Here is a 19,599-nt window from a genome sequence, read left to right as displayed (position 1 = left end):
TGCTGCAGCACGTTCTAGCTCTATGCGCTGCGCTTCTGCTTGCTGTGCTGCAATACGTTCTTGCTCTATGCGCTGTGCTTCTGCTTGCTGTGCTGCAATACGTTCTTGCTCTAAACGCTGGGCCTCTGCTTGCTCTGCTGCAGCACGTTCTTGTTCTATGCGCTGCGCTTCTGCTTGCTGTGCTGCAGCACGTTCTAGCTCTATGCGCTGCGCTTCTGCTTGCTGTGCTGCAATACGTTCTTGCTCTATGCACTGTGCTTCTGCTTGCTGTGCTGCAATACGTTCTTGCTCTATGCGCTGCGCTTCTGCTTGCTGTGCTGCAATACGTTCTTGCTCTATGCGCTGGGCTTCTGCTTGCTCTGCTGCAGCACGTTCTTGCTCTATACGCTGGGCTTTTGCTTGCTCTGCCGCAGCAAGTTCTTCCTCTAAACGCTGGGCCTCTGCTTGCTCTGCTGTAGCACGTTCTTGTTCTAAACGCTGCGCTTCAGCTTGCTCAGCAAGGCGATTTTGTTGCTCCACTCTCTGCTGCTCGGCTTGCGCCTGTTCTTTTGCTAGCAGCTCGGCATTTGCTCGTTCTATTGCTAATTTTTCCGCTTGCTCTTCAGCAGCGCGTTCTTGCTCGGCTTTTTCAGCGGCAACGCGTTCTTCTTCTATGCGTTTAGCTTCTTGCTCTGCTAAAGCTTGTTGTTTATCAGCCTCTGCTTTTTGTTCGGCTTGTTTTTTATCTGACTTACCAAAGCCGAGCCAAGACATTAATTTACTTTTTTTTGCCATACTTGCTAATAACCACTTATAAAAATCTGATAAACTAAAATTTGAAAATAGCTTGGAAGAGCCAACACACTTTGCCAGCCAAACAACCATTCAAAACATAAGTGTTCAATAGTAACACTTTTAATGCGGTTGAAAAATGAAGCTATACGTAATCTACTATAATATTATCTGAGCTAGATCCCAGATACCATTTTTTAGTGAGCTAAATGAGAAATAAAACAACTAAAAATAAAGCAATTACCAAATCTACTGATGGCTTTATTAGAGTGATAAGTGGGCAATTTCGCGGCCGAAAACTTCCGGTAAAAGACGTACAAGGTTTACGTCCTACTACAGACCGAATTAAAGAGACAGTATTTAACTGGTTAATGCAAGATACGCGTGATGCTAACGTTCTCGATTGTTTTGCAGGTTCTGGTGGGTTGGGGTTCGAAGCTCTTTCGCGTTTTGCAAGTACTGCTCTTTTTATAGAGCTTGACCCAAGTGCAGCAAAGCAACTAGCGCAAAACATAGCAACACTAAAATTACAAAATGCACAGGTAAGGCACACTAACTCTCTTTCATTTTTAGAACAAAAAAATAGTAATACGCCTTTTGATCTTGTTTTTGTTGACCCGCCTTTTCGCAAAAATTTAGCTCAAACTAGCTGTAACTTATTAGAAATAAATAATTGGCTTAGCGAAGAAGCACTAATTTACCTCGAAGTAGAGAGCGATCTAAATACGTTCAAACCACCTAGTAACTGGCTGTTAATTAAAGAAAAAAAAGCAGGCCAAGTATTTTGTAGACTCTACCAACGCCAGCTAAATTAATACTGTTTTACACTATGCGTTTCTGTTAATATTATCCTTTACATGTGGTGTTGCTTCGGATTACAATACCGCACCATTTTTGAACCACTTGATCAATGTTTGATCAACTTGAGCAACGCTCATAATTTAGGTAGGTGAATTTTTAATGCCAGTAATTAAAGTAAGAGAGAACGAACCGTTTGACGTAGCACTTCGTCGCTTCAAGCGTTCATGTGAAAAAGCAGGTATCCTTTCAGAAGTTCGTCGTCGCGAGCACTATGAAAAGCCAACAGCTGAGCGTAAGCGTAAGAAAGCTGCAGCAGTTAAGCGTCACATGAAAAAACTTTCTCGTGATAACGCTCGTCGCGTTAAATTATACTAATACATTAGGTCTTGTATAAATGAGCCTTTTAATAACGCTAAAAGATGCGCAAAAAGATGCGATGAGAGCTAAAGACAAACAACGTCTTAACCCTATTCGCATGGTACTTGCTGCAATCAAGCAACGTGAGATTGACGAGCAAATAACACTAGACGACGCAGGTATTACCTCCGTTATAGTGAAGCTTGTCAAACAACGTCGCGACTCTTACACTCAGTACAAAGATGCTGGGCGTGATGATTTAGCTGAAATTGAAGCCAATGAAATAACAGCACTTGAAACCTTCTTACCTCAACAGTTGAGTGACGAAGAAATAATTGCTCTCATTGACGCGGCTATTGCTGATACTAACGCAGCAGGTATGCAAGACATGGGTAAAGTGATGGGTATAATCAAAAGCAAAGCTGAAGGTCGCGCCGATATGGGTAAGATCTCTGGTTTAATAAAGCAAAGATTAGCCGCCTAACACTCCCTATACGTAAAGTATAATTGAAGTAAACCGAGCCTAGTGCTCGGTTTCTTTGTTTTTACGTCACTAAAAAGTAAACGTTATGCCTATATTCAAAAATGAAATTATTTATTCTGACTCTATTTATTTAGCCGTCATTTTGATAAGTTAAGGTCCAATTATTTATACCTTACGAGTATAAATTTTAAGTTTCACTTTCGTTATTCTTCTTAATATTTCAGGACTGTATTTTACTAATGGCTGGAAAGATCCCACGAAGTTTTATAGATGATTTACTTGCCAGAACCGATATTGTCGACCTGATAGACTCTAAAGTTGGGCTTAAAAAAGCCGGTAAAGACTATCAAGCGTGTTGCCCTTTTCATAACGAAAAGTCTCCCTCGTTTACGGTATCGCAAGATAAACAGTTTTATCATTGCTTTGGCTGTGGGGCGAATGGCAACGCAATATCATTTGTTATGGAATACGACAAACTAGAGTTTGTTGACGCCATTGAAGAGCTTGCCAGCATGCTCAACTTGGACGTGCCCCGCGAACAAGGCGGTAGCTCTGCGCCAGAACGTACCGCTGCGCAAAAGCGTTCAGATTACGATTTGATGCTTCATACAGCTCGCTTTTATCAGCACCAACTAAAACACCACGCTAACTCGGCCGCAGTCATTGACTATGTTAAAGGTCGAGGACTGAGCGGAGAAACCGTTAAAAAGTTTATGGTTGGCTACGCCCCTAGTGAATGGGATGGCTTATGTTTACAACTTGGCCGTAATAAAGAACAAAAAGAGCAACTCGTCGAATTAAAGCTCGCCTCAGAAAAAACACCAGGCAGGCAGTTCGACTTTTTTCGCGACCGCTTAATGTTTCCTATTCGTGATAAACGCGGCAGAGTTGTCGCCTTTGGCGGTCGCGTTATGCAAGCTGATCAAGGGCCTAAATATTTAAACTCTCCAGAGACTCGAATTTTTCATAAAGGGTTTGAGCTTTATGGCCTTTATGAAGCTAAACAAGCACACAAAAAGTTAGAGCACATTCTTATCGTTGAAGGCTACATGGATGTTGTTGCACTTGCAGAAAAAGAGATTGAATACGCTGTTGCAGCACTGGGAACCGCCACAACAAGCGAACACATGCATACGTTATTTAGAACGACCGATAAGGTCATTTGTTGTTACGATGGCGACCGAGCTGGACGCGATGCAGCTTGGCGGGCACTTGAAAATGCGCTCCCCTACTTAAATGACGGTAAAGCATTGAACTTTGTATTTTTGCCTGATGGAGAAGATCCCGATTCATTAGTGCAAAAAGAAGGTAAAGAAGCATTCGAACAGCGTTTAAGTGAAGCCGATGACTTTACTAAAGTCATGTTTAACAAATTAAGCCAAGAAATTGATTTAACACTCGATTCGGGTAAAGCAAAATTACTCAGTGCAGCCCTACCGCTCATTGAAAAAATTCCGAGTGAATTTTACCAAGAAAATATTTTAGAGCAATTAGGCAGACTAATTGGGCGCACGCGTGAACAACTTAATAATCGATTAAAAACACCAAAGCAACAGCACTCTATTGAGCGAAAATTTAAAATAACCCCAATGCGACAGGCTATTGGTATTTTAGTTCAGCACCCAAACCTAGCTAAAAGTGTTCCTTATTTGCCAGAACTTGCACAAATGAACATTGCAGGTATTGGTTTACTGCTTCGCTTGCAGCAACAAGCACTTGAAAAAGAGACTATCACTACGGCTCAGATACTCGAATTTTTTAGAGATACTGACGATTATGAGCCTCTTATTAAGCTCGCTACTTGGCAACATGAAATAAATGAAGAACGTTTAGAGACTGTTTTTAAAAATACTTTTAAATTTATTGAAGATCAGTGTTTAAATTATCGACTAGAGACCTTATTAATAAAGGACAAGACACAAGGTTTAAATAGCGACGAAAGACTAGAATGTCATTTACTAATGACAGCGTTAAAAGCGACTAACAGCTAGTCAGATCTAGTTTTGGATGTTATACTGTGCTATTCACTGCGTCACATTGTTCTGGTTGGCATTAATGTAAACCAAGTGATGGCGCCTGTTGTATCAACTTATCAGAGTGGAAGAAACAATCTCTATGGATCCAACTCCTCAGTCACAATTAAAACTTCTGATTCAAAAAGGTAAAGAGCAAGGCTACTTAACTTTTGCAGAAGTAAATGATCACCTTCCACAAGACATAATTGACTCAGATCAAGTAGAAGATATCATAAGCATGATTAATGACATGGGTATTAAGGTTAGCGAAAACGCGCCTGATGCCGATGAACTAATGATGCAAGAAACAACGACAGACGAAGACGCAGCTGAAGCTGCCGCTGCTGCACTTGCTACGGTAGAAAAAGAAATTGGCCGCACTACCGATCCAGTTCGCATGTACATGCGCGAAATGGGCACTGTTGAACTTCTTACACGTGAAGGCGAAATTGTTATCGCTAAGCGTATTGAAGAAGGGATCAACCAAGTACAAATTTCAGTTGCTGAATACCCTGAAGCAATCACTTACCTACTAGAGCAGTGGGATAAGTTTGAAGCAGAAGAAATGCGTTTAAGCGATATCATCGTTGGTTTCATTGATCCAAACGAAGATGAAGCGCCAATTTCAGCAACTAATATCGGTTCAGAATTAAGTGAAAAACAACTTGATGACGACGATGAAGACGATGACAAAAGTGACGATGATGAAGATGAAGAAGAAGTAGATACAGGCCCAGATCCTGAAGAAGCTCGTATTCATTTTGAAAATTTACGTGATTTATATAATAAAGCACGTGATACGTTTGAAGCTAAAGGTCGTTCGCATCCTGACTCACAAGCCGCCATTTTTGAAATTGGTGAGCTTTTCAGAACCTTCAAGCTAATTCCTAAACAGTTTGATCGCATGGTTAACAACATGCGCGAAATGATGGACCGCGTTCGTGTTCAAGAACGCCTAATCATGAAACAAGCTGTACAAATAGCTAAATTACCTAAAAAAGCATTCGTTAAGCACTTTGCTAATAACGAAACAGATCCTTCGTGGGTTGATTTAGAAATTTCAAACAACGAAAAGTACTCAGCTAAACTTGAAGAAGTTAAACCTGAAATAATTCGTTGTATCAATAAGCTATCTATTATTGAGCAAACAACTGGTTTAAGCATAGAGCGTATTAAAGACATTAACCGTCGTATGAGTATTGGTGAAGCAAAAGCGCGCCGTGCGAAAAAAGAAATGGTTGAAGCTAACTTACGTCTTGTAATCTCAATTGCTAAAAAATACACAAACCGTGGTTTACAGTTCTTGGATTTAATCCAAGAAGGTAATATTGGCTTGATGAAAGCGGTAGATAAGTTTGAATACCGTCGTGGTTATAAGTTCTCTACTTATGCTACGTGGTGGATACGTCAAGCAATTACTCGCTCTATTGCCGACCAAGCAAGAACTATCCGTATTCCGGTACATATGATCGAAACGATTAATAAACTTAACCGTATCTCTCGTCAAATGTTACAAGAAATGGGTCGAGAGCCAAATCCAGAAGAATTAGCTGAACGCATGATGATGCCTGAGGATAAAATCCGTAAGGTACTTAAAATTGCTAAAGAGCCAATTTCGATGGAAACACCAATCGGTGATGATGAAGATTCGCACTTAGGTGACTTTATCGAAGATACCACCATTGATTCGCCAATCGATTCGGCAACAATGGAGTCGCTTCGTGGTGCAACTAACGATGTACTAGCCGGCTTAACAGCGCGTGAAGCAAAAGTACTTCGTATGCGCTTTGGTATTGATATGAATACCGACCACACCTTAGAAGAAGTAGGTAAGCAGTTTGATGTAACACGTGAGCGTATTCGTCAAATAGAAGCGAAGGCACTGCGTAAATTACGCCACCCTTCTCGCTCAGATTTACTAAAAAGCTTTTTAGACGCTAAGTAATTTAGCGCTTAATATAAACTAAAAAGGCCGCTGTAGCGGCCTTTTTTCTATTTCAAGGAAATAAAGATGGCTTGGATCCAAATCCGTATCAATGCCAATGCTGCAACCGCAGATGCAGTAAGTGACCTATTAATGGAAGCAGGCAGTGCGTCTGTTACCTTTATAGATGCTAAAGACACCCCTATTTACGAGCCAAAAATTGGCACTGTTGAATTTTGGGCTGACACCACTGTAATTGGTTTATTTGAAGCTAATCACGATATGAACGAAGTGATCGCACTATTAAAACGCCACGACGAAATAAATGAATCACTCGTTTACAAAATTGAACAGCTTGAAGATAAAGACTGGGAACGTGAATGGATGGATAACTTCCACCCTATTCAGTTTGGTGAAAAGCTATGGATTTGCCCTAGCTGGCGCGATATTCCTGATCCTGATGCTGTTAACGTTTTACTTGATCCTGGCCTTGCGTTTGGCACAGGCACACACGCAACAACAGCTCTGTGTTTAAAATGGCTAGAAAGCCAAGACCTTACCGGTAAAACCGTCGTGGATTTTGGTTGTGGCTCGGGCATTTTAGGTATCGCTGCTATTAAACTGGGTGCTGAGCGCATGATTGGGATTGATATTGACCCACAAGCACTCGAAGCAAGTTTAGATAACGCTAACCGTAATGGCGTTGCTGATAAACTTGAAGTGTACCTGCCAGAAAACCAGCCAGAGTTTACAGCCGATATTGTTGTGGCAAATATTTTAGCGCAACCTCTGCGTGAGCTTCACAGTGTGATTTTAGGATTGTTAAAGCCAGGTGGCAAAATTGCGATGTCTGGCATTTTAGAAGAACAAGCACAATCGGTTGCTGACATATACGCGCCCTTTATTGAGCTCGATGAAATTGCCATTGAAGGTGATTGGACCCGTGTTAGCGGTACAAAAAATAGCTAAGCATATACATTATAAACTTTAGAGTATTAACTCAAAAATCGCATGTAAAGCCTGTATTTAACAGGCTTTACTATTTTTTTACAAAATAAAAAATAAACATTATTTATTATAAAAACATCATTCGTTCAAATTTCACACAAATAAACCCTTCCGTCATACGGTTATCAAATGTCAATACGAAAAGTGCAAAAAAAAGTCACTTTTGTTCAATTTATAGCCTTTGATTTTTGTCAAAAAAGCCGTAAACTTAGCGCCCCTTGAAAAGAGGCCTATTGAATACAGTGCGTATCGGTAAATACCAACTTGAGAATAATGTAATTGTTGCGCCTATGGCCGGCATTACAGACAGACCATTTAGACAACTCTGCCGTCGCTTAGGCGCCGGGCTTGCTGTGTCTGAAATGTTATCGTCAAACCCAAAGGTTTGGAAAACTGAAAAGTCGATGAATCGTATGGATCACAGCGGTGAGTCGGGTATACGCGCGGTGCAGATTGCAGGAGCTGATCCTGAGCTTATGGCGCAGGCCGCACAATTCAATGTTGCTAACGGTGCACAAATCATAGATATCAATATGGGGTGCCCAGCAAAAAAAGTGAACAAGAAACTCGCAGGCTCTGCTTTATTACAGTTTCCTGAACTCGTGGAAGAGATTATTGATGCAGTGGTTAATGCTGTTGATATACCTGTAACACTTAAAATCCGTACAGGATGGGATCCGGATAACCGTAATGGTGTAGAGATTGCGAGAATAGCTGAACGTTATGGCATTGCATCACTGGCTGTACATGGGCGAACGCGCGCATGTATGTATAAAGGTGAAGCAGAATACGCCACGATTAGGGATATAAAACGTTCAGTGTCAATTCCTGTTGTTGCAAATGGTGATATTACCTCGCCAGAAAAAGCAAAACAGGTTTTAGACTATACGGGTGCAGATGCCATTATGATTGGTCGAGCCGCCCAAGGTCGCCCTTGGATATTTAGGGAAATAGACCACTATTTGCGAACTGGTGAACACATGCAGCCACCTGCTATTGCAGAGGTGCGCAGTATTTTAATGGAGCATTTAACAAACCTCCATGCGTTTTACGGTGAGCCAATGGGCGCGAGAATTGCTCGCAAACATGTATCTTGGTATTTGCAAACCCATGACAGTGATGGTCAGTTTAGGCGAGTATTTAATGCGCTCGACAACTCAGAAGCACAGGTCGTCGCATTAGAGCAATACTTTAAAACACTAGCAGCTAACTAAGAAAGAAAGAGACTTTATAATGTTCGAACAAAACGTGACTTCTCCATTTATCACAAACCCTCATGTTCAGTCACACGAGAAACCGCAGCCATTGCGTGATGCAGTAAAAAAAGCTGTTCACCACTACTTAAAACAGCTTAACGGTCAAGATGTGCAAGACGTTTACGACCTTGTTCTTTCAGAGCTAGAAGCGCCATTACTTGAAGAAGTAATGACATACACACGTGGTAACCAAACTCGTGCAGCTATTTTACTAGGTATCAACCGTGGTACTTTACGCAAAAAGCTTAAAAAATACGGCATGAACTAATATGCTGGCTGTGATAAATCACAGCTGTTTATTAAAAAAGCACCTTAGGGTGCTTTTTTTATGCGTACAATTTAGTAGAGATGTTGCAAAATGCTCACGCTTATTGGCGCTTTATAAGTCGTTTTTTAAGTTGTAATCAGTTAAAATGCCCGCTTCTAAGCTAGCTCATTAACTGAGGAAATCAAACTACAATGGATACTCATCGTCCCATTCGTCGCGCACTTTTAAGTGTGTCTGATAAAACCGGTATTGTTGAATTCGCCCGCGCACTAGAAGCACAAGGTGTAGATATTTTATCAACTGGCGGTACGTGTAAACTCCTTGCTGATAACGGCATAAAAGTGACTGAAGTTTCAGATCACACCGGTCACCCTGAAATCATGGATGGCCGCGTAAAAACCCTTCACCCTAAAATTCACGGCGGCATTTTAGCCCGTCGCGGACAAGATGAAGATGTAATGGCAGATAACAACATTTCTGCAATCGACATAGTTGTAGTTAACTTATACCCCTTTGCGAATACTGTCGCTCAAGAAAACTGCAGCCTTGAAGATGCCATTGAAAATATTGATATTGGCGGCCCGACAATGGTTCGTGCAGCTGCTAAAAATCACAAAGACGTAACGATTGTTGTAAACGCAAGCGATTACGATCGCGTTATTAGCGAAATGCAAAATAACAATGGTTCAACTACGTATAAAACACGTTTTGATTTAGCTATTGCCGCCTATGAGCACACAGCTCAATACGACGGAATGATTGCTAATTACTTTGGCAAAATGGTTCCTGATTACACTGAAGAAGCCGTTGAAGACACTAAGTTCCCACGTACTATCAACATGCAATTCACTAAAAAGCAAGATATGCGTTACGGTGAAAACTCACATCAAGATGCTGCTTTTTACGTTGAAAACGATGTAAGTGAAGCATCAGTTGCAACTGCTACTCAGTTACAAGGTAAAGCATTGTCGTTTAATAACATTGCAGATACCGATGCAGCCCTTGAGTGCGTTAAAGAATTTGATGTACCTGCGTGTGTTATTGTTAAACACGCAAACCCGTGTGGTGTTTCAATTGGTGAAGATATTCTTAGTGCTTACGAGCGTGCATTTAAAACAGACCCAACATCAGCGTTTGGCGGCATTATTGCCTTTAACCGCGAGCTTGATGCAGCAACAGCACAAGCCATTGTTGACCGTCAATTTGTTGAAGTGATTATTGCCCCGAGCATTTCAAGTGAAGCTGCAAAAATTGTTGAAGCTAAAAAGAACGTACGTTTATTAGCGTGCGGACAATGGAGTGGCAAAGCAACGGGCCACGATATTAAACGTGTAAACGGCGGCGTTTTAGTACAAGATCGCGACCTAGGTATGGTTACTCAAGGCGACTTAAAAGTCGTCTCTAAGCGTCAGCCTTCTGAGCAAGAACTCAAAGATTTACTGTTTTGCTGGAAAGTCGCTAAGTTTGTTAAATCAAACGCGATTGTGTATGCCCGCGACGGTATGACTATTGGTGTAGGCGCAGGCCAAATGAGCCGCGTTTACTCTGCTAAAATAGCGGGTATTAAAGCTGCTGATGAAAACCTAGAAGTACCGGGTTCTGTTATGGCATCGGATGCGTTTTTCCCATTCCGCGATGGCATAGATGCTGCTGCAGAGGCTGGTATAACAGCGGTTATTCAACCGGGTGGTTCAATGCGCGATGAAGAAGTTATCGCGGCCGCGGATGAAGCGGGCATGGCTATGGTGTTTACTGGCATGCGTCACTTCCGCCACTAATCACAAAAAGGGTTAAGCTCAACGTTTAACCCTTTTTGTTTGCAAGCAATTCACGTATTCTGATTATTCTAACTCCTAATTTTAATGTGAAGGAACAAACGATGAAATTTGCACTAAAGTCTCTACTTGTTGCTAGCCTAGCACTTACTTCAACAATGGCATTGAGCCATAACCATGAATCAAGCCTAAGCCACGCAATAAAAGCAAGCGAGCGAAGCGCTAAAAATAGTGCTCGTGATGAATATCGCCACCCTGAGCAAACATTGGCATTTTTTGGCTTTAAACCGTCAATGACCGTTGTAGAAATTGCGCCAGGCGGTGGTTGGTACAGTGAAATTTTAGCGCCAGCATTGAAAGAGCAAGGCTTATACTATGCCGCTCATTTCCCTAGCGACTCATCGGTTGGTTACTATCAACGTTCATTAGCTGCGTTTAAACAAAAAGTAGCTGAAGACGAACGCTTTAGTAATGTTAAAATTACAGAGTTTGCCCCTTTAACCCACCTAGATATTGCGCCTGCAGAATCTGCTGATATGGTACTTACCTTCCGCAATGTGCATAACTGGTATATGGGTAAAGATACAGACGGTGCATTGAGCGCATTTAAAGCGTTTTATAAAGCACTAAAACCAGGTGGTACATTGGGTGTGGTTGAGCATCGTTTAGCTGAAAACCGTGCTGATGAGGATCAAAAAACATCAGGTTATATGAAACAGAGTTACGTGGTTGACCTTGCAAAGCAAGCAGGATTTGAGCTAGCAGCAACTAGTGAAATAAATGCTAATCCAAAAGATACAGCCGATCACCCTAAAGGGGTGTGGACGCTACCACCTAGCTTAAGACTTGGCGAACAAGACGCTGAAAAATATAAAGCTATTGGTGAAAGCGACCGTATGACGCTGAAATTTAAAAAACCGCTTTAAATAGGAATATTACGCCATGAATGTATTAGTCATTGGCAGCGGCGGCCGCGAACACGCACTTGCGTTTAAGGCCGCTCAAAACAGTAAAGTAAATACCGTGTTTGTTGCTCCAGGTAACGCAGGTACTGCACTTGAGCCTAAACTCGAAAACGTTGCAATTAACGTTGAAGATTTAGATGGCTTATTAAAATTTGCTCAGCAAAACAATGTAGAGCTCACCATTGTAGGCCCTGAAGTACCGCTCGTATTAGGTGTTGTGGATAAATTTCGTGAACATGATATGGCTATATTTGGCCCAACAGCGGGTGCAGCCCAGCTTGAAGGCTCTAAGTCGTTTACGAAAGACTTTTTAGCTCGCCATGATATACCAACCGCCGATTACCAAACATTTGAGCAAATTGACCCGGCCCTTGCTTATTTAAAAGAAAAAGGTGCGCCAATTGTAATTAAAGCCGATGGTTTAGCAGCAGGTAAAGGCGTTATTGTTGCAATGACACATCAGGAAGCTGAAGACGCTATTCGCGATATGCTTGCCGGTAATGCCTTTGGTGATGCTGGTAGCCGTGTTGTTATTGAAGAGTTTTTGGATGGCGAAGAAGCCTCTTTCATTGTGATGGTAGATGGTAAAAACGTCCTTCCGTTTGCGACAAGCCAAGATCATAAACGTGCTTATAATGGCGATGCAGGCCCAAATACTGGCGGTATGGGTGCATACTCTCCTGCGCCAGTGGTGACAAACGAAATACACCAACGCATTATGGATGAAGTGATCACCCCGACAGTAGAAGGCATGGCAAGCGAAGGCCACCCGTACACTGGCTTCTTGTACGCAGGTTTAATGATAGATAGCTCAGGTACACCTAAAGTTATCGAGTATAACTGTCGTTTTGGCGACCCTGAAACACAACCTATGATGCTACGTTTACAATCAGATTTAGTTGAACTGATTGAAGCGGCTAACCGTGAAGAACTAGATAAAACCACCATCGAGTTTGACCCACGCGCAGCGGTAGGCGTTGTACTTGCAGCTAAAGGCTACCCGGGTGACTACCCTAAAGGCGATGCTATTTCAGGCCTTAAGGTTAACTACCCTGCTGATGAAAAAGTATTTCATGCGGGTACTAAACAAAGCGGCGATGATGTTGTTACTGCCGGCGGCCGTGTTTTGTGCGCAACTGCATTGGGTAACACTGTAACAGAGGCACAACAACGAGCCTACGAGCTGGTTAAACAAATTAGCTGGGATGGTATGGAGTATCGAACTGATATTGCTTATCGTGCTATTGCTCGCGAGCAGCAAGCTAATAAAAATTGATTGGTATGACCAATTAATTTAACTAAAAAAGCGCAGTTCGCCTGCGCTTTTTTAGTGCTACACTAATTAAAAGTTTTTAAAAAGTAAGCATACATTGGAACTTAGAACTTTACGTTATCATTCACTTGCTGTTGCCATTTTGATATTTATATTTTTTATTATCAATACATTGGCTTCAAACCTAGTAGTGCCTACTCGTTACACAATTGATAAAACATCACCAATGTATCTCAATCACGCCTACTACATTGATGAAACCAAAAACCAAACATTCGATGCAATTATCAAGCAACCTAATTTACTTACCCATGCTCCTTTTTCAGAAATTCCTTGGAGTTTTACTCAGCAAAATTATTGGTTATTTCTTGATTTAGAAAACAAGAGCCAAGAAAGTCAAAAGGTAGTTGCTCACTTTGATAACCCAATGGCCGATCACCTCACAGTTTATCGCTTAGATAAAAACAACCATATATTAAAAACTTATAAGTTGGGTGATAGAGAAAAAAAACTGACTTTGTTTCAGTACAGCGTGCCACACATCAACTTTTTGATGGAGCAAAAATCAACCCAGCGCCTCGTTATTAAAATAGACACCGTGGGCATTAGCAAAACACCTATCAATTTATACCGCGATAAAGAATTTGTAGATTTAATGCGTTCTCAAACTGGTATTTGGGGAATATTTGCTGGCGTATTACTCATGGCTGCACTTTACAACCTAGTACTCTATTTTGGTATAAAAGACCGGGTTTACCTTGTTTATATTGGTTATATAATTAGCGCACTGATACTAATGGGTATAGTGCTTGGGTTTGGGTTTTACCTTTGGCCTTTAGAATGGCAACTATTTTTTCATCACAAAGTCATTGTGAGTAATTACGCGGTTTCGTTTTTTACTCTCGCCTTTTGTACTATGTTTTTGCGCTACCATAAAGATAAGTGCTGGCGATACACAATGAGCAAAGCGCTGCTTTCTCTTATGTTTGTTATGGGTATAGCTAGCTTTTTTATTCCTGAAAACATAGCTGCGCCACTTTTTTTCTGCGTATTAGCGCTGCTATATGTTGCATGCACTATATTAATTTATAAAAAACTACTTAGTGGTTTTAGATGGGCCAAATTTTACGTTTTTTCGTGGGTTCCCCTTATTTTAGGTGCTGTAATACAACCACTGGAGCTCACCGGCGTGATTGATTACAGTTTCACTTCGCGTCACGCCTTTTTGGTGGCGATTTTATGTGAAATTGTTTTAATGGCCATGGCGTTGGCTGATCGTGTACGCTATCAACGAGAGCGCGCGCTTTACCATGCAACTCACACTCAACAAACTAAGTTGCTTAATAGCTCTAAGCTCAAACAAGCATTTATGTCCCTGCAAAACCAAAACCGTTCTACCACCTTGTGCCTAATAAAAATATGTCATTTTAATTCGCTTAATACCATCATTACATCGACTCAAGGTTACACCCTCATAAAGCACATTGCTGAGCGACTAGAGAATGAATTAATGCACGAAAGAGAGTTTGCAAACCTTGAAACCGATTTAAATAACAGTCCTCGTCTGGCTGATTTAAACAGTGGTGTATTTGCTTGTATCTCAACCAAAAACCAAGACACACTCAAAACACTACTCACAAAAGTCATTAGTAACCTCCCCAAGCAATATGAAATTAAAGGTTTGAGTCTGCAACTCAACTACACAATTGGCATTAGTAGTGCAAACCAAAGTAATGATTTTGAATATTGGTTAAAGCGCGGTTACTTAGCCTTAAAAGATGCAAAAGGACGTGCAGATCGCGTTGCGTCGTCTGCAATTAATAACAGTTTAATAATGGATGTTGGTTTGGCGGCTCATTTGCAAAAAGCAATTAAAACAAACCAGCTTGCGCTGTATTATCAACCGCAAATAAGTTTAGTTAATAATCAAGTAATAGGCGCTGAAGCGCTACTACGCTGGCCTGATCCCACCTATAAAAACATTTCGATTGAAGAGCTTGTAATTTTGGCAGAGCATACCGGAATAATTAATGAGCTGACCTTGTGGGTTATTGAACAAGCTTGTAAAGATCTTGTAGAGCTAATTAACAGCGGCCATAAAGAGCACACAATTAGCGTTAACTTAAGCGCTAAAAACTTAGCCATTAATAACTTAGCTGAAAAAATAGAAAATATATTAATCAAACATCAAGCACCCGCTCACTTACTTAAGTTTGAATTAACTGAATCTGCCTTTGTAGAAAGCCAAGACGTGCTCATTAAATTAGTTGATGAATTATCAGCATTAGGAATAAAAGTTGTACTCGATGACTTTGGCACAGGTTACGCATCATTGAGCTACCTTGTTAACTACCACTTTAGCGAGCTTAAAATAGATAAATCATTTATTTTTGACCTCGTTAATAACCCCGCTCACCAAGTCATAGTTCAAACATCAATAGATATGGCGCACCAGCTTAACTTGTCAATTACTGTAGAAGGTGTTGAAACTCAAGAAATCCACCAGCTATTAAAACAAATGAATGCAGACCGCGCACAAGGTTATTTATATGCTAAAGCGTTGCCTTATCCTGAGTATGTTAATTTCTTAAAAAGCCAATACAGTTTAAAAATGTTAGACTCTCCTTTTTAAACATCTTTAGGGGCTATGTGAAGATGCAAGGCACACTGCGTAAATTAAAATCGAGCTTAACAGAACCCGTTCAATATCACCTTCCCGTTGGCGATGAGCTAGTTAATTTAAATGCTTTTATAGGTAAAGAACTAACGCTTACATTTAGCGGCACTATTTTGTGTTCTAACTGCGGTAAAAAAACCAAAAAAAGTTATTCTCAAGGCCATTGTTTTGTTTGTATGCGTAAGCTCGCTAGCTGCGACATGTGTATTATGAAACCAGAAACCTGCCACTACGATCAAGGTACATGTCGAGAGCCACAGTGGGGCGAAGCTAATTGTATGATCCCACATTACGTTTACTTAGCTAACACCTCGGGATTAAAAGTAGGTATTACGCGCCATACACAAATACCTACACGTTGGATTGACCAAGGCGCCACTCAAGCTTTACCTATTTTTAAAGTACAAACACGTTTGCAGTCGGGATTGGTAGAGGTTGCATTAGCAGAGTTTATTGCCGATAAAACTAATTGGCGCAACATGTTAAAAGGTCAAAACGAAGCTATAGACTTAAAAGCTGCCGCCGCTGAGCTTATTCCACAAATTAGCGATAAACTAAACGAGCTTAGTGAGCTATTTGGCGCAACAGCCATAGAACAACTTGATGAAGACGTGGTTGATTTAAACTTTCCAGTCACCGAATACCCAACCAAAATCAGCTCATTTAACTTTGATAAAAATCCCGTTGTAAGCGGTATTTTACAAGGTATTAAAGGCCAATATTTAATATTTGATAACGGCGTTATTAATATACGTAAATTTACTTCATACGAAGTAACTGTAGGCTAACCATGTTAAACAGCTTTCCACAGTTAATGGTTATTTATAATGAGCTTGAAATAGTGCGAAACCAGCAAGAACAAAATGAGTGCTTACACGGTGTTGCATCAAGTGAACTAACTAATGTAAGAGTGCTTAATAAACAAGGTCAATACCTTAACCTACAAGGTCAACCTTGCTTAGCCTTAACCGAAGAGCAGCTAGCACACCTTGTTACTGCTTACCTATTAAATGAAGGGCATTGTTGCCTAGGTAAAATTAAAACGCTAAGTACTTCACAGGCATTTGATTTACTCGGGCTTTAAACATACTTTTAATAACTATTGCTCGCTAAGCACTTTAATATGCGCTACTGCACTTCTACCCAATGCTGATAGCGCATAGCCCCCTTCCAAATACGATATAATTCCCTTACAGCCACTTTCTTTTGTTACTTTGCATAGCTGCTCAGTGAGCCAAATGTAATCGTCTTCTACAAAATTTAGGCTTGCCATGTCATCTTCTACATGTGCGTCAAAACCTGCACTTATAAATAACAGTTCAGGCTTAAAATCTTTTAATTTTGGTAACCATTGGGTGTTGAATACCTCTTTTAAATCGCCCCCATTGCTTGCAATGGGTAAAGGCGAATTAACAATATGGCTATTATTTTTAACCGCTGTATTTGGGTAAAATGGGTATTGAAATAACGAGCAAAGCAGTACCCTTTCATCATCAATAAAAATATCTTGGGTTCCGTTACCGTGGTGTACATCAAAATCGGCAATTGCAATACGTTTGATGCCTTTGCTTTGTGCATACTTAACAGCAATCGCTAAATTATTAAATACGCAAAACCCTGATGACGACTGCTTATTGGCATGATGCCCTGGCGGACGCACAGAACAAAATGCCGCGTCTAGCTTATCATTAAGTATTTCATCTACCGCTAAAACCCCGGCCCCCACCGCGCGCTCAATTGCTTTAAATGAGTCAGGGCAAAGCCATGTATCGCCATCGAGATTATTTAAGCCCACTTGAGGAATTAATCGCTCAACCAAATTAACCAGCGCCTCATCATGCGCTAGTAAATAATGTTCTCGATGAGCTTTAGGCGCTTGTAAATGCTTTAACCCCACGTCGATGCCACTGGCAAGTAAGCGATCAGTTATCGCATCTAAACGTTCTGGGCACTCAGGGTGGTCGTCTATCATTTTATGTTTACGGCAATGTGGATGTGAGATAACTGCAGTACGCATAAAAACTCCAAAAACCAAATAAGTGAAAACTTAATATAACAAAGCCACCCGATGGTGGCTTTGCGACTTTGGTGTATAACTATATAACTTGAGCGTTAATCATTTAGTTTTTAAATTTAAATTTCTAAAGTCAAAACTAAAGTCGGTCACGGCTGTTGAAACTGCACGCATGTTGGCGCTATTAACACGGTTAGCTGTACTCATTTCAAAACTAATAAACGCATCGGCTTCGAGCAGCTTTTCGTCCCACTTAACAATAAACGTATTGCCTGTATAGTGCTCAAGTGTGCCTTTTAAGCGTTTTGTGTGCGTAAAATCAATTCGTAATTTACCATCAAGCTCTTCAATAATAACGTCGCCATACCAATCATCGTGTAATGTACCAGTATAATTTATACTAGGTAGCTGTGGCTGATAATCCGCAGGGGTTGGTGGTGTCGCATTTGCGTATGCTTTTTGCTTACCTTCAAAATGCTTTTTGGCTAAATCTTCAACCCAATCTTTATCCTCTAGGTTGAGCACATCCTCAAGTACTTCGTGGGTAACTGCACTTAAAGCACTAAATGCTTGCTGATTAGACAAAATAACAATACCGAGTTTTTTTTCTGGTAGTAAGGTAACTTGCGACACCATACCTAAAATACCGCCACCGTGACCTAACTTTTTAAAGCCGTGGTAGTCCTCTATACTCCAACCTAAACCATAACCTCTAAATTGTTGATGGTATGCCTCAAAGGCACTTTTAGATGCCATAGAGGTAATGTGCGGATGCCACATTTGCGCTTGTTGTTTTTCACTAAACAATTGATCGCCATTAGGCATTTTTCCGCCAGCCAATTGAGTGCGTAGCCATTGGCTCATATCGTTTACACTCGATGCAATAGCACCTGCACCTCTAAAGTCTTCAAGGTAATTAACAAAAAATGGGTGTAAGCTTCCCTCCATTGGAATATGCCCTATCGCCCAGTTTTTATTATTTTTTGGAATACGCGAAAAACCTGCGCGTGAGTTGGTCATTTTTAGCGGCTGTAAAATATGTTTTTCAACATAATCGTTCCAGCTTATGCCAGATACACGCGCTACAACTTCACCTGCTGTTACAAACATCAGGTTGTTATAAGCGTATTTACTACGAAAACTGCTGGCTGGTTTTAAGTATTTTAAGCCTGATAAAATATCAGCAACTGATTTATCTGTGCTTGGCCAAATCATTAAGTCGCCTTGCCCAAGGCCTAAACCACTACGGTGGCTTAGTAAATCGCGCACTCGCATTTCCCGGGTTACATATGAGTCGTATAATCTAAATTCAGGTAAATGGTCGATTACGCGGTCATCCCAGCGTAATTTCCCCTCATCGACTAATTTAGCTAACGCGGCGCTGGTAAATGCCTTTGTATTTGATGCAATACCAAATAACGTATCTTTATTTACTTCAGCCTTTGTATTTAGGTTTGCGATGCCAAACCCTTTAGCGAGTACAACCTCGTCATTTTCAACAATAGCAACGGCCATACCAGGCACATCAAAGCGCGCCATAGAGGTTTTAATGACCTCTTCTATTTTGTTGGTATCAACCTGTGCCCAAGTATTAAAAGTAGCACTGGCCAGTAGTGTAAAAGCCGCTAAATTAGTCAGTTTCATGTTAGTCCTTTTATTATTGATGCACTGCAAGTTCAATTGCTGCGCGTTCTTTATTAGGATCGCTCTTTTGTGGGCGATTAAGTATTGCATCACTGTAAGCCTTTGGTACGCCCGCTTCAAGTGCTCCGCGATGAACATGTTTAACGTACCAATCGTAGGGTAAAACGTCCTCGTCGTGTGTATTTGCAATATAACAATGGGTATCAATTGTTTGCCCATTTAACAGCTCAACCGTTATATCTACACAATCGTAACCTGGGCCTTCTATCGCATCTAAAGTGAGTTTTTCGTCAGCGTTAACTTCATAGACCACACCGTATACTAAGGCATCTGCTTTATCAGTTTTTTGAATACTGCATTTACCCGA

General features: G+C 40.9%; 17 protein-coding genes and 1 pseudogene. 14 read left to right on the top strand and 4 right to left on the bottom strand.

Features of this window, described 5'->3' with window-relative positions; all coding sequences use genetic code 11:
- A pseudogene (locus BCG07_RS01945) lies at positions 1 to 864 on the bottom strand (signal recognition particle-docking protein FtsY); the annotation flags it as partial.
- Between the two features lie 116 nt (positions 865 to 980).
- On the opposite strand from BCG07_RS01945, the gene rsmD reads away from it, so the two are divergent.
- The 14 genes from rsmD (at position 981) to BCG07_RS01875 (ending at position 16,658) form a co-directional block, all read left to right on the top strand.
- Positions 981 to 1,586 carry a 16S rRNA (guanine(966)-N(2))-methyltransferase RsmD gene (rsmD, locus tag BCG07_RS01940; protein ID WP_006794810.1) on the top strand — a complete coding sequence of 202 codons (606 nt, stop codon included), beginning with the start codon at positions 981 to 983 and terminating at the stop codon, positions 1,584 to 1,586.
- A gap of 145 nt (positions 1,587 to 1,731) precedes the next feature.
- Positions 1,732 to 1,947, top strand: a complete 216-nt coding sequence (gene rpsU / locus BCG07_RS01935) for a 30S ribosomal protein S21 (protein WP_002957797.1) — start codon at positions 1,732 to 1,734, stop codon at positions 1,945 to 1,947.
- 19 nt (positions 1,948 to 1,966) lie between these two features.
- On the top strand, positions 1,967 to 2,413 hold the full coding sequence (locus BCG07_RS01930) for a GatB/YqeY domain-containing protein (protein WP_286888322.1): 447 nt from the start codon (positions 1,967 to 1,969) through the stop codon (positions 2,411 to 2,413).
- Positions 2,414 to 2,652: 239 nt separating this feature from the next.
- A complete protein-coding gene (dnaG, locus tag BCG07_RS01925; RefSeq protein ID WP_286888320.1) occupies positions 2,653 to 4,404 on the top strand; it encodes a DNA primase in 1,752 nt (583 codons plus the stop codon).
- A 124-nt stretch (positions 4,405 to 4,528) separates the two neighbouring features.
- Positions 4,529 to 6,373, top strand: coding sequence for an RNA polymerase sigma factor RpoD (gene rpoD / locus BCG07_RS01920; protein ID WP_006794813.1), 1,845 nt, complete (start codon positions 4,529 to 4,531; stop codon positions 6,371 to 6,373).
- A 66-nt stretch (positions 6,374 to 6,439) separates the two neighbouring features.
- Entirely contained in the window at positions 6,440 to 7,321 is an 882-nt protein-coding gene (prmA, locus tag BCG07_RS01915; protein WP_008128759.1) for a 50S ribosomal protein L11 methyltransferase, read from the top strand.
- A 281-nt stretch (positions 7,322 to 7,602) separates the two neighbouring features.
- Positions 7,603 to 8,574, top strand: a complete 972-nt coding sequence (gene dusB / locus BCG07_RS01910) for a tRNA dihydrouridine synthase DusB (RefSeq protein ID WP_010556644.1) — start codon at positions 7,603 to 7,605, stop codon at positions 8,572 to 8,574.
- Between the two features lie 19 nt (positions 8,575 to 8,593).
- Entirely contained in the window at positions 8,594 to 8,884 is a 291-nt protein-coding gene (fis, locus tag BCG07_RS01905; RefSeq protein WP_002957804.1) for a DNA-binding transcriptional regulator Fis, read from the top strand.
- A 191-nt stretch (positions 8,885 to 9,075) separates the two neighbouring features.
- The gene (gene purH / locus BCG07_RS01900; RefSeq protein WP_039037995.1) at positions 9,076 to 10,662 is read left to right on the top strand and encodes a bifunctional phosphoribosylaminoimidazolecarboxamide formyltransferase/IMP cyclohydrolase; all 1,587 of its coding nucleotides are present in this window, start codon (positions 9,076 to 9,078) and stop codon (positions 10,660 to 10,662) included.
- 101 nt (positions 10,663 to 10,763) lie between these two features.
- Complete coding sequence (locus BCG07_RS01895; protein WP_006791164.1) at positions 10,764 to 11,585, top strand: class I SAM-dependent methyltransferase; 822 nt, start codon at positions 10,764 to 10,766, stop codon at positions 11,583 to 11,585.
- Positions 11,586 to 11,601: 16 nt separating this feature from the next.
- On the top strand, positions 11,602 to 12,900 hold the full coding sequence (purD, locus tag BCG07_RS01890; RefSeq protein WP_286888314.1) for a phosphoribosylamine--glycine ligase: 1,299 nt from the start codon (positions 11,602 to 11,604) through the stop codon (positions 12,898 to 12,900).
- A 94-nt stretch (positions 12,901 to 12,994) separates the two neighbouring features.
- Positions 12,995 to 15,529, top strand: coding sequence for an EAL domain-containing protein (locus BCG07_RS01885; RefSeq protein WP_286888312.1), 2,535 nt, complete (start codon positions 12,995 to 12,997; stop codon positions 15,527 to 15,529).
- A gap of 23 nt (positions 15,530 to 15,552) precedes the next feature.
- Positions 15,553 to 16,362 (top strand): DUF2797 domain-containing protein, encoded by an 810-nt coding sequence (locus BCG07_RS01880; RefSeq protein WP_006791167.1) that lies wholly within the window; start codon positions 15,553 to 15,555, stop codon positions 16,360 to 16,362.
- 2 nt (positions 16,363 to 16,364) lie between these two features.
- Positions 16,365 to 16,658 (top strand): DUF4144 family protein, encoded by a 294-nt coding sequence (locus tag BCG07_RS01875; RefSeq protein WP_286888311.1) that lies wholly within the window; start codon positions 16,365 to 16,367, stop codon positions 16,656 to 16,658.
- 15 nt (positions 16,659 to 16,673) lie between these two features.
- Here BCG07_RS01875 and BCG07_RS01870 read toward each other — a convergent pair whose 3' ends face one another.
- The 3 genes from BCG07_RS01870 to BCG07_RS01860 form a co-directional block, all read right to left on the bottom strand.
- Positions 16,674 to 17,591 (bottom strand): histone deacetylase family protein, encoded by a 918-nt coding sequence (locus tag BCG07_RS01870; protein WP_286888310.1) that lies wholly within the window; start codon positions 17,589 to 17,591, stop codon positions 16,674 to 16,676.
- Positions 17,592 to 17,690: 99 nt separating this feature from the next.
- Positions 17,691 to 19,232 (bottom strand): serine hydrolase, encoded by a 1,542-nt coding sequence (locus BCG07_RS01865; RefSeq protein WP_286888309.1) that lies wholly within the window; start codon positions 19,230 to 19,232, stop codon positions 17,691 to 17,693.
- Between the two features lie 13 nt (positions 19,233 to 19,245).
- Positions 19,246 to 19,599, bottom strand: a 354-nt coding sequence (locus BCG07_RS01860; RefSeq protein WP_286888308.1) for a gamma-glutamylcyclotransferase family protein, incomplete at its 5' end; no start/stop codon positions are given.

This window comes from Pseudoalteromonas sp. ESRF-bin5, from assembly GCF_002632075.1.
Lineage (GTDB): Bacteria > Pseudomonadota > Gammaproteobacteria > Enterobacterales > Alteromonadaceae > Pseudoalteromonas > Pseudoalteromonas marina.
Note: the sequence above shows the minus strand (reverse complement) of the source record. Positions and strands in the feature narration are given on the sequence as shown.

Excerpts from the sequence above, each read along its gene's own strand:
- purH (WP_039037995.1), top strand. The coding sequence starts at position 9,076 with ATGGATACTCATCGTCCCATTCGTCGCGCACTTTTAAGTGTGTCTGAT.
- dnaG (WP_286888320.1), top strand. The coding sequence starts at position 2,653 with ATGGCTGGAAAGATCCCACGAAGTTTTATAGATGATTTACTTGCCAGA.
- BCG07_RS01865 (WP_286888309.1), bottom strand. The coding sequence starts at position 19,232 with ATGAAACTGACTAATTTAGCGGCTTTTACACTACTGGCCAGTGCTACT.
- rpsU (WP_002957797.1), top strand. The coding sequence starts at position 1,732 with ATGCCAGTAATTAAAGTAAGAGAGAACGAACCGTTTGACGTAGCACTT.
- BCG07_RS01875 (WP_286888311.1), top strand. The coding sequence starts at position 16,365 with ATGTTAAACAGCTTTCCACAGTTAATGGTTATTTATAATGAGCTTGAA.
- BCG07_RS01895 (WP_006791164.1), top strand. The coding sequence starts at position 10,764 with ATGAAATTTGCACTAAAGTCTCTACTTGTTGCTAGCCTAGCACTTACT.
- BCG07_RS01880 (WP_006791167.1), top strand. The coding sequence starts at position 15,553 with ATGCAAGGCACACTGCGTAAATTAAAATCGAGCTTAACAGAACCCGTT.
- prmA (WP_008128759.1), top strand. The coding sequence starts at position 6,440 with ATGGCTTGGATCCAAATCCGTATCAATGCCAATGCTGCAACCGCAGAT.
- BCG07_RS01870 (WP_286888310.1), bottom strand. The coding sequence starts at position 17,591 with ATGCGTACTGCAGTTATCTCACATCCACATTGCCGTAAACATAAAATG.
- rpoD (WP_006794813.1), top strand. The coding sequence starts at position 4,529 with ATGGATCCAACTCCTCAGTCACAATTAAAACTTCTGATTCAAAAAGGT.
- BCG07_RS01930 (WP_286888322.1), top strand. The coding sequence starts at position 1,967 with ATGAGCCTTTTAATAACGCTAAAAGATGCGCAAAAAGATGCGATGAGA.
- rsmD (WP_006794810.1), top strand. The coding sequence starts at position 981 with ATGAGAAATAAAACAACTAAAAATAAAGCAATTACCAAATCTACTGAT.
- purD (WP_286888314.1), top strand. The coding sequence starts at position 11,602 with ATGAATGTATTAGTCATTGGCAGCGGCGGCCGCGAACACGCACTTGCG.
- fis (WP_002957804.1), top strand. The coding sequence starts at position 8,594 with ATGTTCGAACAAAACGTGACTTCTCCATTTATCACAAACCCTCATGTT.